Below are 16,659 nucleotides of genomic sequence, written 5' to 3'. Positions count from 1 at the left end.
TCGGGAATGTTTTCGTATTTTTTTGTATCTTTGTAATGAAATTTTAATGCGCTTATGAACACTTCTTTATTTTTCACAGCAGACGAGAAAATACGCTTTAATGCCCTCTTCGAGGAGTTAAAGAAAGTATTGGGAGACACGTTACATCAAGACGATGAACGCAGAATATTGGATTATTTTCATTCAGTAGAGGAGAATAACGCTATCGAACGTAATGTTTTCGGACTGAATACCTTGCTGTGTTCTCTCCAAACCTCGCTCATTGCGGTGAAAGATATAGGATTAAAGCGTGACTCCGTTTTTGCTATTATCTTTTATTCAGGCTATTTGAATGGCACAATCACTGAAGAGACATTGGCCAAAACTTATGGCGAAAATGTTTTGAAGATAGTGAAAGGTATTGTGCGAATAAAGAAATTGTATGAGAAAAATCCAATTATTGAGAGCGAAAACTTCCGCAATCTTTTGCTATCCTTCGCTGAAGATATGCGTGTTATTCTCATTATGATAGCCGACCGTGTAAACTTGATGCGCCAAATACGTGATACGGAGAACAAAGAGGCACAGCGACAAGTCTCGGAAGAGGCAAGTTATCTCTATGCACCTTTAGCGCACAAGCTTGGTCTTTATCAGTTGAAGAGCGAATTAGAGGACTTATCGCTCAAATACTTGGAACACGACGCTTACTATCATATAAAGGAGAAGCTCAACGAAACCAAGAAAGCCCGTGATGCGTACGTGGCTGAGTTTATTGCACCTATAAGTAAAGAACTTCAAAATTCAGGTTTACGCTTTCACATCAAAGGTCGCACAAAGTCTATCCATTCCATTTGGCAAAAGATGAAGAAGCAGAAATGCGCTTTCGAGGGCATTTACGACTTGTTTGCTATCCGTATTATTCTTGATGCACCTGAACAAAGAGAGAAGATGCAATGCTGGCAAGCTTACTCTATTGTTACCGATATGTACCAGCCCAACCCAAAACGACTACGTGATTGGATTTCTGTACCGAAGTCGAATGGCTACGAATGTCTTCATATAACTGTGCTTGGGCCTCAACAGAAATGGGTAGAAGTACAGATACGAACCGAACGAATGGACGAAATAGCTGAACACGGATTGGCAGCACATTGGCGTTACAAAGGTGTGAAGGCTGAAGGAGGAATGGACAACTGGTTGGCTTCTATTCGTTCGGCATTAGAGGCTGGAAGCAATCTTGAGGTAATGGACCAGTTTAAGCTCGACCTTTACGATAAAGAAATTTATGTTTTCACGCCCAAAGGCGACCTTTTGAAGTTTCCTAAAGGAGCTACACTCTTAGACTTTGCTTACCATATCCACTCAAAAGTTGGAAACCAATGTGTTGGTGGAAAGATAAATCATAAGAATGTGTCTATCCGAACAGAACTTCATAGTGGAGACACCGTTGAGGTAATGACGGCAAATAATCAGTCGCCTAAACAAGAATGGCTTTCGATAGTGAAGTCTTCTAAGGCTCGTTCTAAAATTCGTTTAGCATTGAAAGAAACACAGGCAGCAATGGGAACATACGCTAAAGAGATGCTTGAGCGAAGGTTTAAGAACAAGAAGATAGAAATAGAAGAGCAGGTGATGTATCACTTGATAAAGCAACTTGGCTTTAAAGAAGTGTCAGATTTCTATCGAAACATTGCCGAAGATAAACTTGATGTGAACGAAGTGATAGATAAGTATCAAAAAATCTATAATCGTGAGCACAATTTAAATCCAACAAGAGAAGCTGAGAGTGCAGAAAACTTTGAGTTGGAAGACGATACTGCCCAACGCCTAAAGGCTAATGAAGATGTTTTAGTGATAGGTCAGAACCTTAAAGGTATAGACTTTTCTCTCTCAAAGTGCTGTAATCCTATCTATGGAGACAATGTTTTTGGATTTGTAACTGTAAATGGCGGAATAAAAATCCATCGCAAAGACTGCCCTAATGCACCTGAATTGCGCAAACGCTTTGGTTATCGCATTGTGAAAGCTCGATGGAGTGGGAAGGGAGGTTCAAATTATAGCATTACGCTGCGTATCATTGGTAACGATGATATAGGTATTGTGAGCAATATAACAAATATTCTGTCTAAAGAAGAGAAGGTTGTAATGCGTTCTATCAATATAGATTCGCACGATGGACTCTTCTCTTGCAACCTTGTAGTATTGATAGAAGATACCTCAAAACTTAAACTTCTTATCAAGAAAATTTCAAATGTGAAAGGTGTAAAACAAGTTACTCGTATTTAGTGACCACTGTTTTAAAAAACATAAAGCGAAAACAATAATGGCTGAGAACGAAGAAATTCTCAGCCATTATTGTTTATTTCTGATCCAACTCCTCTAAGTATTGTTCTATTAGTTCAATACCTTTTAATGTACAAATTCCACGTGCGTAAACCATTATGTATGTGTAAAAAATATCTTTCATACTATAAGTTTTATACAATTGTTGGCTCATCACAAAGTGAACCGAAGCATCAGCCAACTGCATCAATATTTCTATCTTTATATTAGGCAAAAAATAGCCTTCTTCAATACCACGCTTTACAAATTCTTTAGTCTGACCTGCTTGCTTCTGCTTGCGTTCTCTTATCTTTTCGATAAGCGATGGATAGCGACTAATATCTTCATAGAAAGCAGGATTGACTTCTTGTGTTTTAAGATTAAAAGCCTCAATAATAATATTGATAACATTTGTACCAGGTGTATCAAAAGCTTTTAGGCGTTTCAAGTGTTCCTCCTCGTTAAGCTGTAACACTCCGTGCAACAAAACCTCCTTGTTATCATAAATTTCGTATAGAGTTCGCTTTGAAATTTTAAGGTGGTTGGCTATATCGTCCATCTTCACTTTACGTATGCCGTCCTTGAAAAACATCGACCGTGCAGCTATCAATATTTTTTTCTTCAATTCTATTCTATACGGGTTCTCTATATTCATCATAACATATTTTTGATTATATAATGGCAAAAGTACAAAAAAAACTTGTCAATGCAATTTCTTTTATGCTATAAATTATTAACTTTGTGCAAACAATATAATTTGTACAGTTGATAACATTAAAAATATCAAATCATTATGGTAAAGATAACAAAAGAGGCGGCGTTAGAATATCACCAGCATAGCCGTCCTGGTAAAATAGAAGTAATACCGACCAAACCATATAGCACCCAAACCGACTTAAGTTTGGCTTACTCACCAGGGGTAGCTTACCCTTGTTTAGAAATTCAAGAAACCCCCGATAATGTTTATAAATACACCAATAAGGGCAATCTTGTTGCAGTAATATCAAACGGAACAGCGGTTTTAGGACTTGGCAACATTGGTGCGATGAGCGGTAAACCTGTAATGGAAGGAAAGGGATTGCTGTTTAAGATATATGGAGGAGTAGACGTATTCGACATAGAAATAGACGAAACAGACCCTGAGAAGTTTTGCGAAGCAGTAGAAAAGATTGCCCCAACCTTTGGTGGAATAAATCTTGAAGACATCAAAGCTCCCGAATGTTTCTATATAGAGGAACGCTTGAAGCGCACACTCAATATTCCTGTAATGCATGACGACCAACACGGAACAGCCATCATTTCAGCAGCAGGACTCAAAAATGCGTTAGAAGTAGCGGGCAAGGACATTGCAGAGGTGAAACTCGTAGTCAATGGTGCAGGTGCAGCTGCCATTTCGTGCACCAAACTGTATATGGCGTTGGGCTTAAAGCGTGAAAACATTCTTATGCTCGACTCTCGTGGCGTTATCACCTCCGACCGTGAAAACCTTACCCCTCAAAAAGCACTCTTTGCAACCGACCGCCGTGATGTACATACCTTGGAAGAGGCTGTATGTGGTAGCGATGTTTTTGTAGGTTTGTCTAAAGGCAATGTACTCACAAAAGAGATGGTACAATCGATGAACGCCAATCCTATTGTTTTTGCACTTGCCAATCCTGTTCCTGAAATATCATACGAAGATGCTTTGGAGGCTCGCAAAGATATAATTATGTCGACAGGTCGCTCCGACTATCCTAACCAAATCAACAACGTGATAGGTTTCCCTTATATCTTCCGTGGCGCATTAGACGTGCACGCACGTGCCATCAACGAAGAAATGAAGATAGCTGCCGTACACGCCATAGCCGACTTGGCAAAGCAGCCCGTACCCGATGTGGTGAACGAAGTATATCACGTAAACGACCTTTCGTTCGGTGCAAACTACTTTATTCCAAAACCTGTTGACCCTCGATTGATAACTGAAGTAAGCGCAGCCGTGGCACGTGCAGCAATGGAAAGCGGAGTGGCACGCACACCGATAGCCGACTTTGAGGTGTATAAGCAAAATCTTCGCCAACTTTTAGGTCAAGAAACCAAACTGACACGTACCATTCATGCCACTGCAGCACGTCACCCACAACGTGTAGTATTTGCTGAAGGCGGACATCAGAATATGATGAAAGCAGCCATTCAGGCTAAGCAAGAAGGCATTTGCCAACCTATCCTTTTAGGAAATCCCGACCGTCTTAACCGTGTGGCAAACCGCTTGAAGCTCGACCTAACAGGCATAGAAATCATTGATATGCGTGCCGACAAGGAGCAAGGACGCCGTGCCACATACGCTAAGCATTTGGCAGAAAAGCGTGCTCGCCAAGGTTTCAATTTTGTTGAGGCTTACGACAAAATGTACGAGCGCAATTACTTTGGTATGGCAATGGTTGAACATGGCGATGCAGATGCCTTTATCACAGGGCTTTATACCCGATACAGCGATACCATTAATACTGCAAAAGAGATTGTGGGTATTCGTCCTGAGTACAACCATTTTGCAGCTGTACACATTCTTAACTCTAAGCGAGGAACGTATTACATTTCGGATACGCTTATCAATCGTCACCCTAATACCGAGGCTTTGGTCGATATAGCTAAACTCACCCACGAGGCTGTAACCTTCTTCAACGATGAACCTGTGGCAGCAATGGTTTCGTTCTCTAACTTTGGTACCGATACAGGAGGCTCGCCTGAGAGTGTACACGATGCGATAAGTATTGTGCAAGAGAAATATCCCGATTGGGCTATTGATGGAGAAATGCAGGTAAACTTTGCCTTCAATCGTGAACTTAGAGACGAGAAATATCCATTTACACGCTTAAAGGGCAAGGACGTAAACACCCTCATTTTCCCAAATCTTTCATCGGCAAATACCTCTTACAAGATGTTGCAACATCTAAGCCCAGAGACTGAAGTTATAGGCCCTATCCAAATAGGACTGAACAAGCCTATCCACTTTACCGATTCTGAAGCCTCGGTACGTGACATCGTCAACATTACAGCCGTAGCAGTAATAGATGCATACGTAGGAAAATTGAAGCAAAAAAAGTAAGTTTATTTACTTAATAGACAGATGGGGTAAGACCGAACGTGTGTTGTTCTATTTTTCCTTGCTCCATCTTTCGTAAGTAATCCCTCTATCTTTGAATTGTAAAACATATATGTTTGGGCCTCCTAAACATATATGTTTTACCCTCTCAAAGTTCAACTTTGACACCCTCATACATATATGTTTTAGAACGCATTTGTAACTCCTTTGTTTTCAAAAAGTTACAAATGCGTTTTTCTATTTCTGCATTTCTCTTCAGCTTGTTCTATATTTCCTTAACTCCTTATCATTTATTTTGTTGAGTTCTGTAATTTCGTTTATCCATCTATTAAACCCAAATCGGTCGTTAGAATGAAAAGTAAGCATCCAATATTAGCCGCCTTTGTGTAACATTTTTGCTTTACTACCTTTGCCCGAAAAACTTATGTTTGTACTCAACGAAACAAATGTTTTTCGGGTTTGTTGCACTCCTGTGGATATGCGTCAGGGTATTCTTCGCCTGTCCCAATTGGTACGCAGCAATGACTTCAATCCTTCTGATGGTGTTGTCTACGTTTTCTACAATCGAGCCCGTAACCGAATTAAATTGCTGCACTGGGAACGCTGTGGTTTTGTCGTGTATCACAAGCAGATGGCACAGGGTTGCCTGAGTCCTAAAATCATACGGGCGAGAACTGGATTTTATGAACTTCGCTGGGACGAATTGGTACTCTATATTGAAGGTATAAATCCTAATTGCTACCGAAGAAAAAGATACAATAAATCTTAGTATTTTCTTGTCAGTGTCAGATATTTTTCGTAACTTTACATCGTATAAAGAACTGATAATGTGATGGATATGCCTTATTGCACAATGACATCTGACTACCATTCTCTCACTCGGGAAGCTGTTGTTAAACTTCTTGAGCAAAGGGATGCTGAGCTTAAGATTAAGGATGCTCAACTCAAGAACAAGGATGCTGAGCTTAAGAACAAGGATACTCAACTCAAAAACAAGGATGCTGAGCTTAAGATTAAGGATGCTGAGCTGGAACGAAAGTCCCGTCGTATTCTTGAACTTGAGCGCATGGTATTTGGCAGGCGCAGCGAGAAACGCCTGCCTGAGAGTGCAAGCGGCTGGGCGGGTACGCTTTTTGACGAGCAGTGGGCCAAAGAGGGTTCCTTGGCTCGGGTAGAAGCCCTTCCCATCATCAAGGAGATAAAACAGCAGGCCGGACAACGCAGGTCATCACGCCGTGTGAGCCGTCCTTCCAGAAAGGGTAGGGCCTACGCCTCCTATGTTCCCGAGAATATAGAGCGACAGGTGACGGAGATATATCCAGAGGGTTATGACGCTGAGCGCATGGTCATCATCGGACATGACAGAAGTGAGCATCTGTGTCTGCGTCCCTCATCCTTTTATGTCAGGGTAGAAGATCGTGTCATCTGCCGCCTGAAGGAAGCCCGGCCAACGGATGCGAAGGTCGACATCCTGGAAGCCCCCTTGAAAAAGCAAGCGGTGGATTGTTTTGCCGACGCTTCCCTGCTCGCCGAAATCATCACCGCCAAATTCGCCTATCACCAGCCCGAGTATAGGCAATGTGAAAGATGGAAGGAACTGGGCGTGAACCTCCCCACCTCAACCGTCAACAGCTGGGTTCACGATGTCGCCGATGCACTTTATCCACTTTACAAACTTCAAGTAAGACAGATCCTGCAAAGTCCTTACCTTCAGGTTGACGAGACCAGCGTACAGGTTGCCGACCGCAAGGGAAAGACGCGCAAGGGATACCTGTGGGGCGTGCGTGACGCCATACACTCCCAGGGTGTGTTCTTCCATTGGAAGGACGGGTCGCGGTCGGGCGCTGTGGCAGATGAGCTGTTCAAGGGCTACCAGGGTGCCATACAGTCTGATGGATATGAGGTCTACAGCAGGTTTGAGAACGTACAGGGCATCGTGCTGTTAGGATGTATGGCACACGTGAGACGTAAGTTCGAACATCTGGCGGCTGACGATAAGAACGCCGCCCATATCATCGAAACGATAGCCACGCTTTATGAGTTGGAGGAAAACCTCAAACACAAGAAAGCACCACCCGAGGAAGTGGAGACAGAACGAAAGGCTAAAGCTTATCCCATTCTTAAGTATTTGGAGACCTATATGTTGGATGTACACAAACAGTACACCCCAGGCGAAGCTATGGAGAAGGCACTGCGTTATGCCTTCGCCGTATGGATACGCATTGGCAGGTATGTGCAGGACGGACGCTTCAACATAGACAACAACCTTATGGAACAGGCCATCAGACCCATCACGCTTGGAAGAAAGAACTACCTGTTCTGTGGTAACAATGAGGGAGCGGAGAACAACGCCATCTTCTATACCTTTATGGCGTGTTGCAGGGAGGCAGACATAGAGCCATACAAATGGATGAAGGAAATCCTTTCAAAGCCCCTGCTCGACATGACGGAGGAGGAACTCACGAAAATGCTACCTTCAAACTTCAAATAACAAATAACCCTTATATGCTGCCAGACATATAAGGGTTATTTGTTGGTGTGAAAGGCGGCTAATATTGGATGCTTACAATGAAAATGTATTTTTGCGATTATTTTGTATATATCAAAGGAGCATAGCGAGCTATGTGACTGCAGATGTCGGCAAAATAAAGCAAAAAAACATCTCATAAGTTTCAATAATAATAGAAAAATCTCCTAACTGTTCTAATAAGCGTTTTGGGTTAATTTCGCATTCTATTTTGTAAGATTCGATTCTCTATGTACAGAAGAACAGATATTTTTTTGTAACTTTGCCGAAAACTATATTTATATCTTTATGAAAAGACTATTCTTGGCTGCATTAGGTGTGGCGGCTATCACATCGGCTAAGGCTCAATTTGATGAACCTATATTGGCAGATACAGTGAAAGCACGTGCGCTGAAAAATGTGGAATACAAGGTGGAGATGCAAGGAAGTGTGTCGGGGAATAAGACACCTTTGTGGCTAAATGCAAACCGTTACGGATTGAGTTCGTTAGAGAAAACGAATGGATATATACGTGGTGCGGTGGAGAGAACCCTTAACACGGACGAAGGACGTAAATGGGGATTGGGCTATGGTTTAGACCTTGTTGCCCCTTTCAATTATACCAGTAAAGTAGTAATTCAGCAAGCATACGTAGAAGGACGATGGTTGCACGGAGTGCTGAGTGTAGGTGCGAAAGAGTATCCTATGGAACTGAAAAACAACGAACTTAGTACGGGTTCGCAGACCTTGGGTATCAATGCTCGACCTGTACCGCAAGTAAGATTGGCTTTGAAAGACTATTGGACAATTCCACACACGAAAGGTTGGCTACATCTGAAAGGCCATATTGCTTATGGGAAGATGACAGATGAGAATTGGCAGCACGATTTTACAATGAAACAAAGTAAGTATGCCGACGGCGTATTGTATCACTCTAAAGCAGGTTATTTAAAGTTGGGCAATCGTGAGGTATTCTCGCCTTGGTCGTTAGAAATGGGATTAGAGATGGTTTCAACCTTTGGCGGAACATCTTATACCTTTTTACCCGATGGCTCATCTATTGTCAAAGAAGGTGAGAAAGGTGTGAAAACCTTTTGGCGTGCCTTTATACCGGGTGGTGGCGATGTGGGTGAAACTACCTATCAGAACGCTGAAGGCAATCAGTTAGGCTCGTGGGTAATGCGTCTGGAATATGATGGCGACCTAAATAGGTATGCGCTTTATGCCGATAAATATTTTGAAGACCACTCATCAATGCTTTTCCTTGATTACGATGGATATGGTGTTGGTGATGAATGGCAAGTAAAAAAGGATAGTAAGTATGTGCATTATGGCATAAAAGACTGGTTGTTGGGTTTTGAATATAATTTTAAAGCCGATTCGTGGTTGAACACAGTTGTTTTAGAGTATATGTATTCTAAATATCAGAGCGGTCCTATCTATCACGACCATACTAAGACGATAGCCGAACATTTGGGCGGAAAGGACGATTTCTATAACCATTATATATATACAGGCAATCAGCACTGGGGGCAAGCTATGGGAAATCCATTGTATCGTTCGCCTATTTATAATGAAGACGGCAAAATAAGATTTGCCAACAATCGTTTCTCTGCTTATCATATAGGTTTGGGAGGCAAGCCTAACCAGTTTGTGAAATGGCGTTTTCTTTGCACTTGGCAAGATGGCTTGGGAACGTATGCTGAACCTTATATAAAGGTGAAACATAATGCGAGCTTGTTGGGCGAAGTGGAATATGAATTCCATCCTGATAAAAAGAATTGGCTTACCAATTCTACTTTGAAGGGAGCTTGTGGTGCCGACTTTGGTTCTATCCTTGGAGGTGTGAATTATGGTTTTCAGTTGACTTTCTGTAAACGTGGTGTATTTTAAGATTTGAATGTATGAAAGCAAAAAGAATATATAGTGTTGTGTTGGCTTTGTTTGCCCTCTTATGTTTCTATGGCTGCTCTATAGAGTCAGACAAAGTAGGGCATAAGCTTGGCGGAATGTGGCACTTAACGGCAGTGGAGGTAGACGGAGTGAAAACCGATTATTCGGATAAGAAGGTATATTGGCTCTTCCAAGGTAAATTGTTACAGTTGGAGGATAAAGAATATGTTCACCCAAGTATCTTGTATCTTTACACATTAGAAGGTGATGTGGTAAAGCTAAGAAATCCTTACAGATACGATAGAGAAAATGGCGATGAACTTTTGACAGAGCCTTCGTTGCTTCAATACTACGGAATTGATAATATCGGAATGGACTTATGGATTACTGTAAATGATAGTCGTTTGATATTAACAAGTGGAAATAGAAAGTTATACTTCGATAAATTTTAAAGTTAGAGTATAACATAAACCCAAATCGCTCATTAGCCCGCAAAGACTTTTTAAAGCGTTTAGCTGTTATGCTTTTCTTCGTTTTTGCACCTTATTTTGGCTCTTTTCGTTTGTTATTTCAGTTGTTTAGCTCGCTAAACGTCTTCAAAAACAACCCAAAATAGCTCAAAATAAGCTCGCAAATCTCGAAGAAGTCTAACGACCGGTTTGGGATAAATAAAAACAACCCAAACGCCTCATAAAGAGATGCTTGGGTTGTTTACGTTTATAATATGTTTGCTGTCTTGTTGTAAGCGTAAGTGTGGAAGTTTAAGGATTACAACTCCCAACCTATTGCCGATGCACCAAGGACGGCTGCGGCAGCATCATCAAGCGAGCTAACCAAGAATTTAGCCTTGTCGTTGAATATCTTCATAACGTGCTTTTCGTACGATTTCTTGATAGGATTCATAATCAAATCGCCAGCCTTAGTGAGTCCGCCAAAGAATACAAATGCCTCTGGAGACGAGAAACTTGCAAAGTCGGCACACGCTGCACCAAGCATTTCGCCCGTAAATTCAAAAATCTCTAAAGCCATCTTGTCGCCTTTTCCTGCTGCAATAGCTACATCAAGCGAAGTTATCTCGTCAGGGTTTATCTCACGAAGCATTGAAGGCTCGGCAGATTTTTGTAGAAATTCGCGTGCTGTGCGTGCCACACCTGTAGCCGAACAGTAGGTCTCTAAACAGCCTTTGCGGCCACAACCACAAAGTCGGCCTTCCTCGCCACGAACCATTGTAACGTGTCCCAATTCGCCAGCAAAGCCATCACAACCATAAACCACTTGTCCGTTGATAACGATACCCGAACCTACGCCAGTTCCGAGCGTAATCATAATGAAGTTTTTCATTCCCCTTGCCACGCCATACTGCATTTCGCCGATAGCAGCAGCATTGGCATCGTTGGTAAGAGCTACGGGTAAACCTTCCAACTTGTCGGAAAACATCTTTGCCAACGGGACAACACCATCGTGTCCCCAAGGAAGGTTAGGCGCAAACTCTATTGTTCCGCTATAGTAATTGCCATTGGGTGCACCTATACCCATTGCCTTGATTTGAGCTAAACCACCTACTTTAGCAATAATAGGCTTTAAGGCTTCAATACCAGCATCTACAAAGTCTTCTACATTCTTGTATGCTTGGGTCTTGATAGAATTGGTAGCGAGCACTTGGCCACGCTGGTCTACTATTCCAAATACTGAATTTGTCCCCCCTAAATCCAATCCAATAACGAATGGCTTTTGTTCTTGTACGTCCATTTTTCTCTTACTTTTAGTTTAATATCTATGGACAAAGATAGGAAAAAAGTGGTATATGACAAACTTTTGTTTGCTAAATTTGTTTTTTCCGTTTAATTTTTGCAATTTTGCACCTAATTATGAACATGCCTTTTCCAATTCAATTCGATATCTTGGATTTCATAATCAAAGGTATCCTAATAGGTCTTATTGCCTCAGCACCGATGGGTCCTGTAGGCATTTTGTGTGTTCAGCGAACTTTAAATAAAGGGCGTTGGTATGGTTTTATAACAGGTGTGGGCGCAGCTGTTAGCGATTTTATATATGCACTTGTGGTTGGGCTCGGTATGAGTTTCATTATGGAGCCCTTACAAAATCCAGCCTACCAATTCATTATTCAAATTTCAGGTAGTATAATTTTGCTTTTGTTTGGTGTATATTGCTTTATGTCAGACCCAACAAAGAAAATCCATAGTAACGGACGTACCAAAGGAACGTTGTGGCATAATGGTATAACGGCTTTCTTCGTTACTTTCTCTAATCCGCTCATTATCTTCCTATTGATGGCAACTTATGCCCAATTCGCATTTGTACACCCTGGGCGTCCCTTTGAAATGTCGGTAGGCTTCGCTTGTATTCCATTGGGAGCATTGTTGTGGTGGTATGGGCTAACGTGGTTGGTTGATAAAATCCGTGAAAAGTTTGATATGAATGGAATTTTGATTATCAACCGAATCATTGGCTCGATTGTTATATTGTTCTCTTTAATTGTACTTGTGGGAACAGTATTCAATCTTTATCATCTTCCATCTATCTACTAAAGATAAACAACAAACTTAGAATAGTATGTTTGTAGCAAAAGAATTAAGAAAGAAAAGTATTGCTGAATATTTGCTTTATATGTGGCAAATAGAGAATATTATACGTGTTTACGACTGCTCGTTGTCGCGAATTAGCCGTGAATACATTGATAAATTTGGTTATACAGACGAACAAAAAGAAGAGGAAGAAGACTGGTTTGGCGACCTCGTTCGTATGATGAACCAAGAAGGATGTAGAACGAACGGACACTTGCAAATCAATAAAATATTGATGCAAGACCTTACTGAGCTTCACGCCCAGCTGCTTGCATCGTCTAAATTCCCATTCTATTCTGCCGAATACTACCGTGTTTTGCCGTTTATCGTTGAACTTAGAGGCAAAACAAAGCAAGTGGCAGACCGTATGGCACGCAAGAATGAAGAACATTTAAAAGAGATAGCAGCAAACTTAAGTCACAGCGAGATAGAAACTTGCTTTGACTTGCTTTATGGTGTGATGATGTTGCGCTTGCAGAAAAAGGAAATAAGCCAAGAAACAAATGCAGCCGTAAAGGAAATAACAACCTTTATTGGAATGTTGTCAGACTATTATCAGAAAGATAAAACCGAAGGTTTAATATTTGAAGACTAAGAAAGCGAGAGAATATGAATATATTAGTAACAGGTGCTAACGGAATGTTGGGCAACACCATTCAGGTAGTTGCAAAGGATAGCAAGGACAACTACATCTTTACAGATGTGTGCGATGGCTATCAGAAGCTCGATATTACAAGTCTTGAAGACATACGTACGTGTGTAAAAGAGAACAATGTTGGGTGTATCATCAATTGTGCTGCGTGGACAAATGTAGATAAGGCAGAAACAGCAGGTGAAATAGTTGAAACTCTCAATGCTACTGCTCCCGAAAATTTGGCTATAGCAATGAAAGAAGTTGACGGACTCCTTGTACACGTAAGCACCGACTATGTATTTGGTGGCGACCCATACAACACCCCTTGCAAAGAAGACCAAAAAGGTACACCGACAGGTGTTTATGGGCTAACAAAGCTACACGGAGAACAAAAAATACAAGCTGTGGGCGGAAAATATATCATCGTACGAACAGCGTGGCTTTACGGTGAGTTTGGTCACAACTTTGTAAAGACAATGATAAATCTCACCTCTACTAAGCCTGAGATAAAGGTTGTGTTCGACCAATGTGGAACTCCTACATACGCTGTCGACCTTGCCAACGCCATTTTCGATATAGTTGAAAATCGTAAGTACGAGGGCAATACAGGCATCTATCACTTCTCTAACGAAGGTGTGTGCAGCTGGTACGATTTTACAATCAAGATAGCAGAGCTTGCAGGCAATACCGATTGTAAGATAATGCCTTGTCACAGCGACGAATTTCCATCTCCTGTGAAGCGTCCAGCTTATTCTGTGTTTGATAAAACTAAGATTAAAGAAACCTTTGGCACAAATGTTCCGTACTGGGTGGATAGCCTTAAAGTATGTATGGGCAACCTTATGAAGCAAAAAGATTGAATACGTGAGGCAATAAAATCAAACACATAAAGCTGAAATATTAAACGTGTGGAGCAAAAAGATTGAGCACGAGGAACAAAAGGCTGAATACGTGGAGCAAAAAGATTGAGCACGATGGGGCTTTGTGCTAAGAAATCAAGTAGAAATTATTAAGAAAACAAAAGATAATAAATGAACGAAATAGAACGCAGAAGAACGTTTGCGATAATCTCTCACCCTGACGCAGGTAAAACAACACTTACTGAGAAATTCTTGTTGTTTGGTGGACAAATTCAAGTGGCTGGAGCTGTAAAAAGTAATAAGATACAGAAAACAGCTACATCCGACTGGATGGACATAGAAAAACAACGTGGTATTTCGGTTTCAACCTCTGTAATGGAATTTGATTACGAGGGTTATAAGGTGAATATTCTCGATACTCCAGGTCACCAAGACTTTGCTGAAGATACTTATCGCACATTGACTGCCGTAGACTCCGCCATCATTGTGGTAGACTCTGCCAAGGGTGTGGAAACACAAACTCGAAAGTTGATGGAAGTTTGTCGTATGCGCAATACACCTGTAATTATCTTTGTAAATAAGATGGACCGTGAAGGTCGAGACCCATTCGAATTGTTAGACGAATTGGAGGAGGAACTTCAGATTAGTGTACGTCCACTTTCGTGGCCAATAGGGCAGGGACAGCGTTTCAAAGGTGTTTACAATATCTTTGAAAACAATCTCAATCTGTTCACTCCAAACAAGCAACGAGTGACCGAAACTATAGAAGTGGCTGTCGACTCTGAAGAGTTGGACAAGCAAGTAGGTAGCAATTTCGCCGAACAGTTGCGCAATGATATAGAATTGGTCGATGGTGTGTATCCTGAATTTAATATCGAAACATATCGCTCTGCGGAAGTTGCACCCGTATTCTTTGGTTCAGCATTGAACAACTTTGGTGTACAAGAGCTTTTAAATTGCTTTATAAAGATAGCCCCAAGTCCTAAGCCCACCAAGGCAGAAGAAAGAATGGTAGAACCAGCTGAACAGAAATTCTCAGGCTTTATCTTTAAGATTACAGCCAATATCGACCCTAATCACCGCAGTTGTATTGCTTTCTGCAAAGTATGCTCTGGTAAGTTCCAACGCAACCAACCTTATCTTCACGTGCGCAATGGTAAAACTATGCGATTCTCTTCGCCTACACAGTTTATGGCACAACGCAAGAACACTGTAGAAGAGGCTTATCCTGGTGATATTGTAGGTTTGCCCGATAGTGGAGGCGTATTTAAGATTGGTGATACCCTTACCGAGGGCGAAAATATCCACTTCCGTGGCTTACCAAGTTTCTCTCCTGAACTGTTCAAATATATTGAGAACGACGACCCAATGAAGGCTAAGCAGTTCCAAAAGGGTTTGGAACAATTGATGAACGAAGGTGTAGCACAGTTGTTTGTCAATCAGTTTAACAATCGTAGAATTGTGGGAACAGTGGGGCAACTTCAGTTTGAGGTTATCCAATATCGTTTGGAACACGAATACAATGCCAAGTGTCGTTGGGAACCTGTGCATCTTCACAAAGCGTGCTGGATAGAAGCAGAAGACGATAAAGAGTTAGACAGCTTCAAGAAGCGCAAGTATCAATATATGGCAAAAGATATTGAAGGACGCGATGTCTTCCTTGCCGACTCTGGATATGTGCTAAGTATGGCACAACAAGACTTTGAAAACATAAAATTCCACTTTACAAGTGAGTTCTAAAACAATAAAAGCTCGGTTTCTGCAGACCGAGCTTTTATTGTTTTTATACCTTCTTTTAACCCAAATCTGTCGTTAGAATGAGAATGTATTTTGCGATTATTTTGAGATTTATTTTGCATATATCAAAGGAGCATAGCGGGCTATGTGACTGCAGATATAGGTAAAAAAAAGCCAAAATAATCCAAAAGACAGCTCATAAGTTTCAAAAATAATAAAGTAAGCACCTAAACTGGTCTAATGACCGATTTGGGTTAAAAACCGAAAAGAAAAGTTTTTCTGTTATTTTTCTTCTTCTATGACCACCGCTTCTTCTATTTCTTCGTTTGCAGCAACAGGTGTTCCTGTTACAACCTTTGCAGCCTCTATTTTATCGTAGGCTCGTTTCATTTGGAAAATTTTTATCGAGTTGATGATTTCTACCACACCATAGAACATCAAACACCAACCTATTATCTTCAAAGGTAACGATGCTGCTTCCATTGGATTGGCAATGATATAGATGCCAACACATAAGGTTATTATAGGAAACGACCAAAACAATGCGGGTACACGTGCAAAGTGGCGAGCATTAGCAAGGTTCATAAACTGATTAATAGCTCCAAGAATAAGAATTGCAGCCAAGATGTACGCCACCCACTTGATAAACCCTTCAGGCATAAAAGCGAGAATAACGCCCAACACACCACTACCCACACCCACGATAGGGAACATAGGTTGGCTCACCTTGATGGTGTTTCCTGCCTCGTCAACCTTTCCACTTGCTTTTGCTGCTCGTTCTTTTTCAAAGTAATAAACGATACACGAAATAAGACCTGACATAAAGAAAAGCACACCTACAGCAATAGTCATCCACGTCATTGTTTCTTCTCTATACTTGATGAGAAGTACACCCACGGCAATTGCTACTACTGCTCTTAAAATTGAACTTTGAATAATCTTCATAAAAAATATTTATTTGAATAAATCTAATCAGTAGACTTTATTTGGTTACAAATGTACAAAATAATCTGAAGTATTGTCTTCTAACTCTCAAGTTTTTATTACTTTTGTCTAAAAAATTA

The 16,659-nt window shown here is 41.1% G+C and carries 13 protein-coding genes; 10 read left to right on the top strand and 3 right to left on the bottom strand.

Features of this window, described 5'->3' with window-relative positions:
* Window positions 1-54: 54 nt before the first annotated feature.
* Window positions 55-2,265: a RelA/SpoT family protein gene (locus CZ367_RS05225; protein ID WP_077195912.1), complete on the top strand. Its 2,211-nt coding sequence runs from the start codon at window positions 55-57 to the stop codon at window positions 2,263-2,265.
* A gap of 73 nt (window positions 2,266-2,338) precedes the next feature.
* On the opposite strand, the gene CZ367_RS05220 is transcribed toward CZ367_RS05225, so the two are convergent.
* On the bottom strand, window positions 2,339-2,959 hold the full coding sequence (locus CZ367_RS05220; protein WP_077195911.1) for a TetR/AcrR family transcriptional regulator: 621 nt from the start codon (window positions 2,957-2,959) through the stop codon (window positions 2,339-2,341).
* Window positions 2,960-3,094: 135 nt separating this feature from the next.
* Here CZ367_RS05220 and CZ367_RS05215 point away from each other — a divergent pair, with 135 nt between their 5' ends.
* From CZ367_RS05215 to CZ367_RS05195, 5 genes are all read left to right on the top strand, one after another.
* Complete coding sequence (locus CZ367_RS05215) at window positions 3,095-5,383, top strand: NADP-dependent malic enzyme (RefSeq protein WP_077195910.1); 2,289 nt, start codon at window positions 3,095-3,097, stop codon at window positions 5,381-5,383.
* A 421-nt stretch (window positions 5,384-5,804) separates the two neighbouring features.
* Entirely contained in the window at window positions 5,805-6,149 is a 345-nt protein-coding gene (tnpB, locus tag CZ367_RS05210; RefSeq protein ID WP_077195909.1) for an IS66 family insertion sequence element accessory protein TnpB, read from the top strand.
* Between the two features lie 84 nt (window positions 6,150-6,233).
* Complete coding sequence (gene tnpC, locus CZ367_RS05205) at window positions 6,234-7,871, top strand: IS66 family transposase (RefSeq protein WP_237581549.1); 1,638 nt, start codon at window positions 6,234-6,236, stop codon at window positions 7,869-7,871.
* A gap of 324 nt (window positions 7,872-8,195) precedes the next feature.
* Window positions 8,196-9,779, top strand: coding sequence for a capsule assembly Wzi family protein (locus tag CZ367_RS05200; RefSeq protein ID WP_077195907.1), 1,584 nt, complete (start codon window positions 8,196-8,198; stop codon window positions 9,777-9,779).
* 11 nt (window positions 9,780-9,790) lie between these two features.
* The gene (locus tag CZ367_RS05195) at window positions 9,791-10,231 is read left to right on the top strand and encodes a lipocalin-like domain-containing protein (protein WP_077195906.1); all 441 of its coding nucleotides are present in this window, start codon (window positions 9,791-9,793) and stop codon (window positions 10,229-10,231) included.
* Window positions 10,232-10,547: 316 nt separating this feature from the next.
* On the opposite strand, the gene CZ367_RS05190 is transcribed toward CZ367_RS05195, so the two are convergent.
* Window positions 10,548-11,528, bottom strand: coding sequence for an ROK family protein (locus tag CZ367_RS05190; protein ID WP_077195905.1), 981 nt, complete (start codon window positions 11,526-11,528; stop codon window positions 10,548-10,550).
* A gap of 125 nt (window positions 11,529-11,653) precedes the next feature.
* On the opposite strand from CZ367_RS05190, the gene CZ367_RS05185 reads away from it, so the two are divergent.
* From CZ367_RS05185 to CZ367_RS05170, 4 genes are all read left to right on the top strand, one after another.
* Entirely contained in the window at window positions 11,654-12,328 is a 675-nt protein-coding gene (locus tag CZ367_RS05185; RefSeq protein WP_202613140.1) for a LysE family translocator, read from the top strand.
* A 25-nt stretch (window positions 12,329-12,353) separates the two neighbouring features.
* Entirely contained in the window at window positions 12,354-12,959 is a 606-nt protein-coding gene (locus tag CZ367_RS05180; protein WP_077195903.1) for a DUF4924 family protein, read from the top strand.
* Window positions 12,960-12,973: 14 nt separating this feature from the next.
* The gene (rfbD, locus tag CZ367_RS05175; RefSeq protein ID WP_077195902.1) at window positions 12,974-13,858 is read left to right on the top strand and encodes a dTDP-4-dehydrorhamnose reductase; all 885 of its coding nucleotides are present in this window, start codon (window positions 12,974-12,976) and stop codon (window positions 13,856-13,858) included.
* A 171-nt stretch (window positions 13,859-14,029) separates the two neighbouring features.
* The gene (locus tag CZ367_RS05170; protein ID WP_077195901.1) at window positions 14,030-15,598 is read left to right on the top strand and encodes a peptide chain release factor 3; all 1,569 of its coding nucleotides are present in this window, start codon (window positions 14,030-14,032) and stop codon (window positions 15,596-15,598) included.
* 279 nt (window positions 15,599-15,877) lie between these two features.
* Here the strand turns inward: CZ367_RS05170 and CZ367_RS05165 are convergent, their stop codons facing one another.
* The gene (locus tag CZ367_RS05165) at window positions 15,878-16,540 is read right to left on the bottom strand and encodes a DUF308 domain-containing protein (RefSeq protein ID WP_077195900.1); all 663 of its coding nucleotides are present in this window, start codon (window positions 16,538-16,540) and stop codon (window positions 15,878-15,880) included.
* Window positions 16,541-16,659: the final 119 nt, after the last annotated feature.

It is taken from the genome of Prevotella ihumii (assembly GCF_900155655.1).
Lineage (GTDB): Bacteria > Bacteroidota > Bacteroidia > Bacteroidales > Bacteroidaceae > Prevotella > Prevotella ihumii.
Note: the sequence above shows the minus strand (reverse complement) of the source record. Positions and strands in the feature narration are given on the sequence as shown.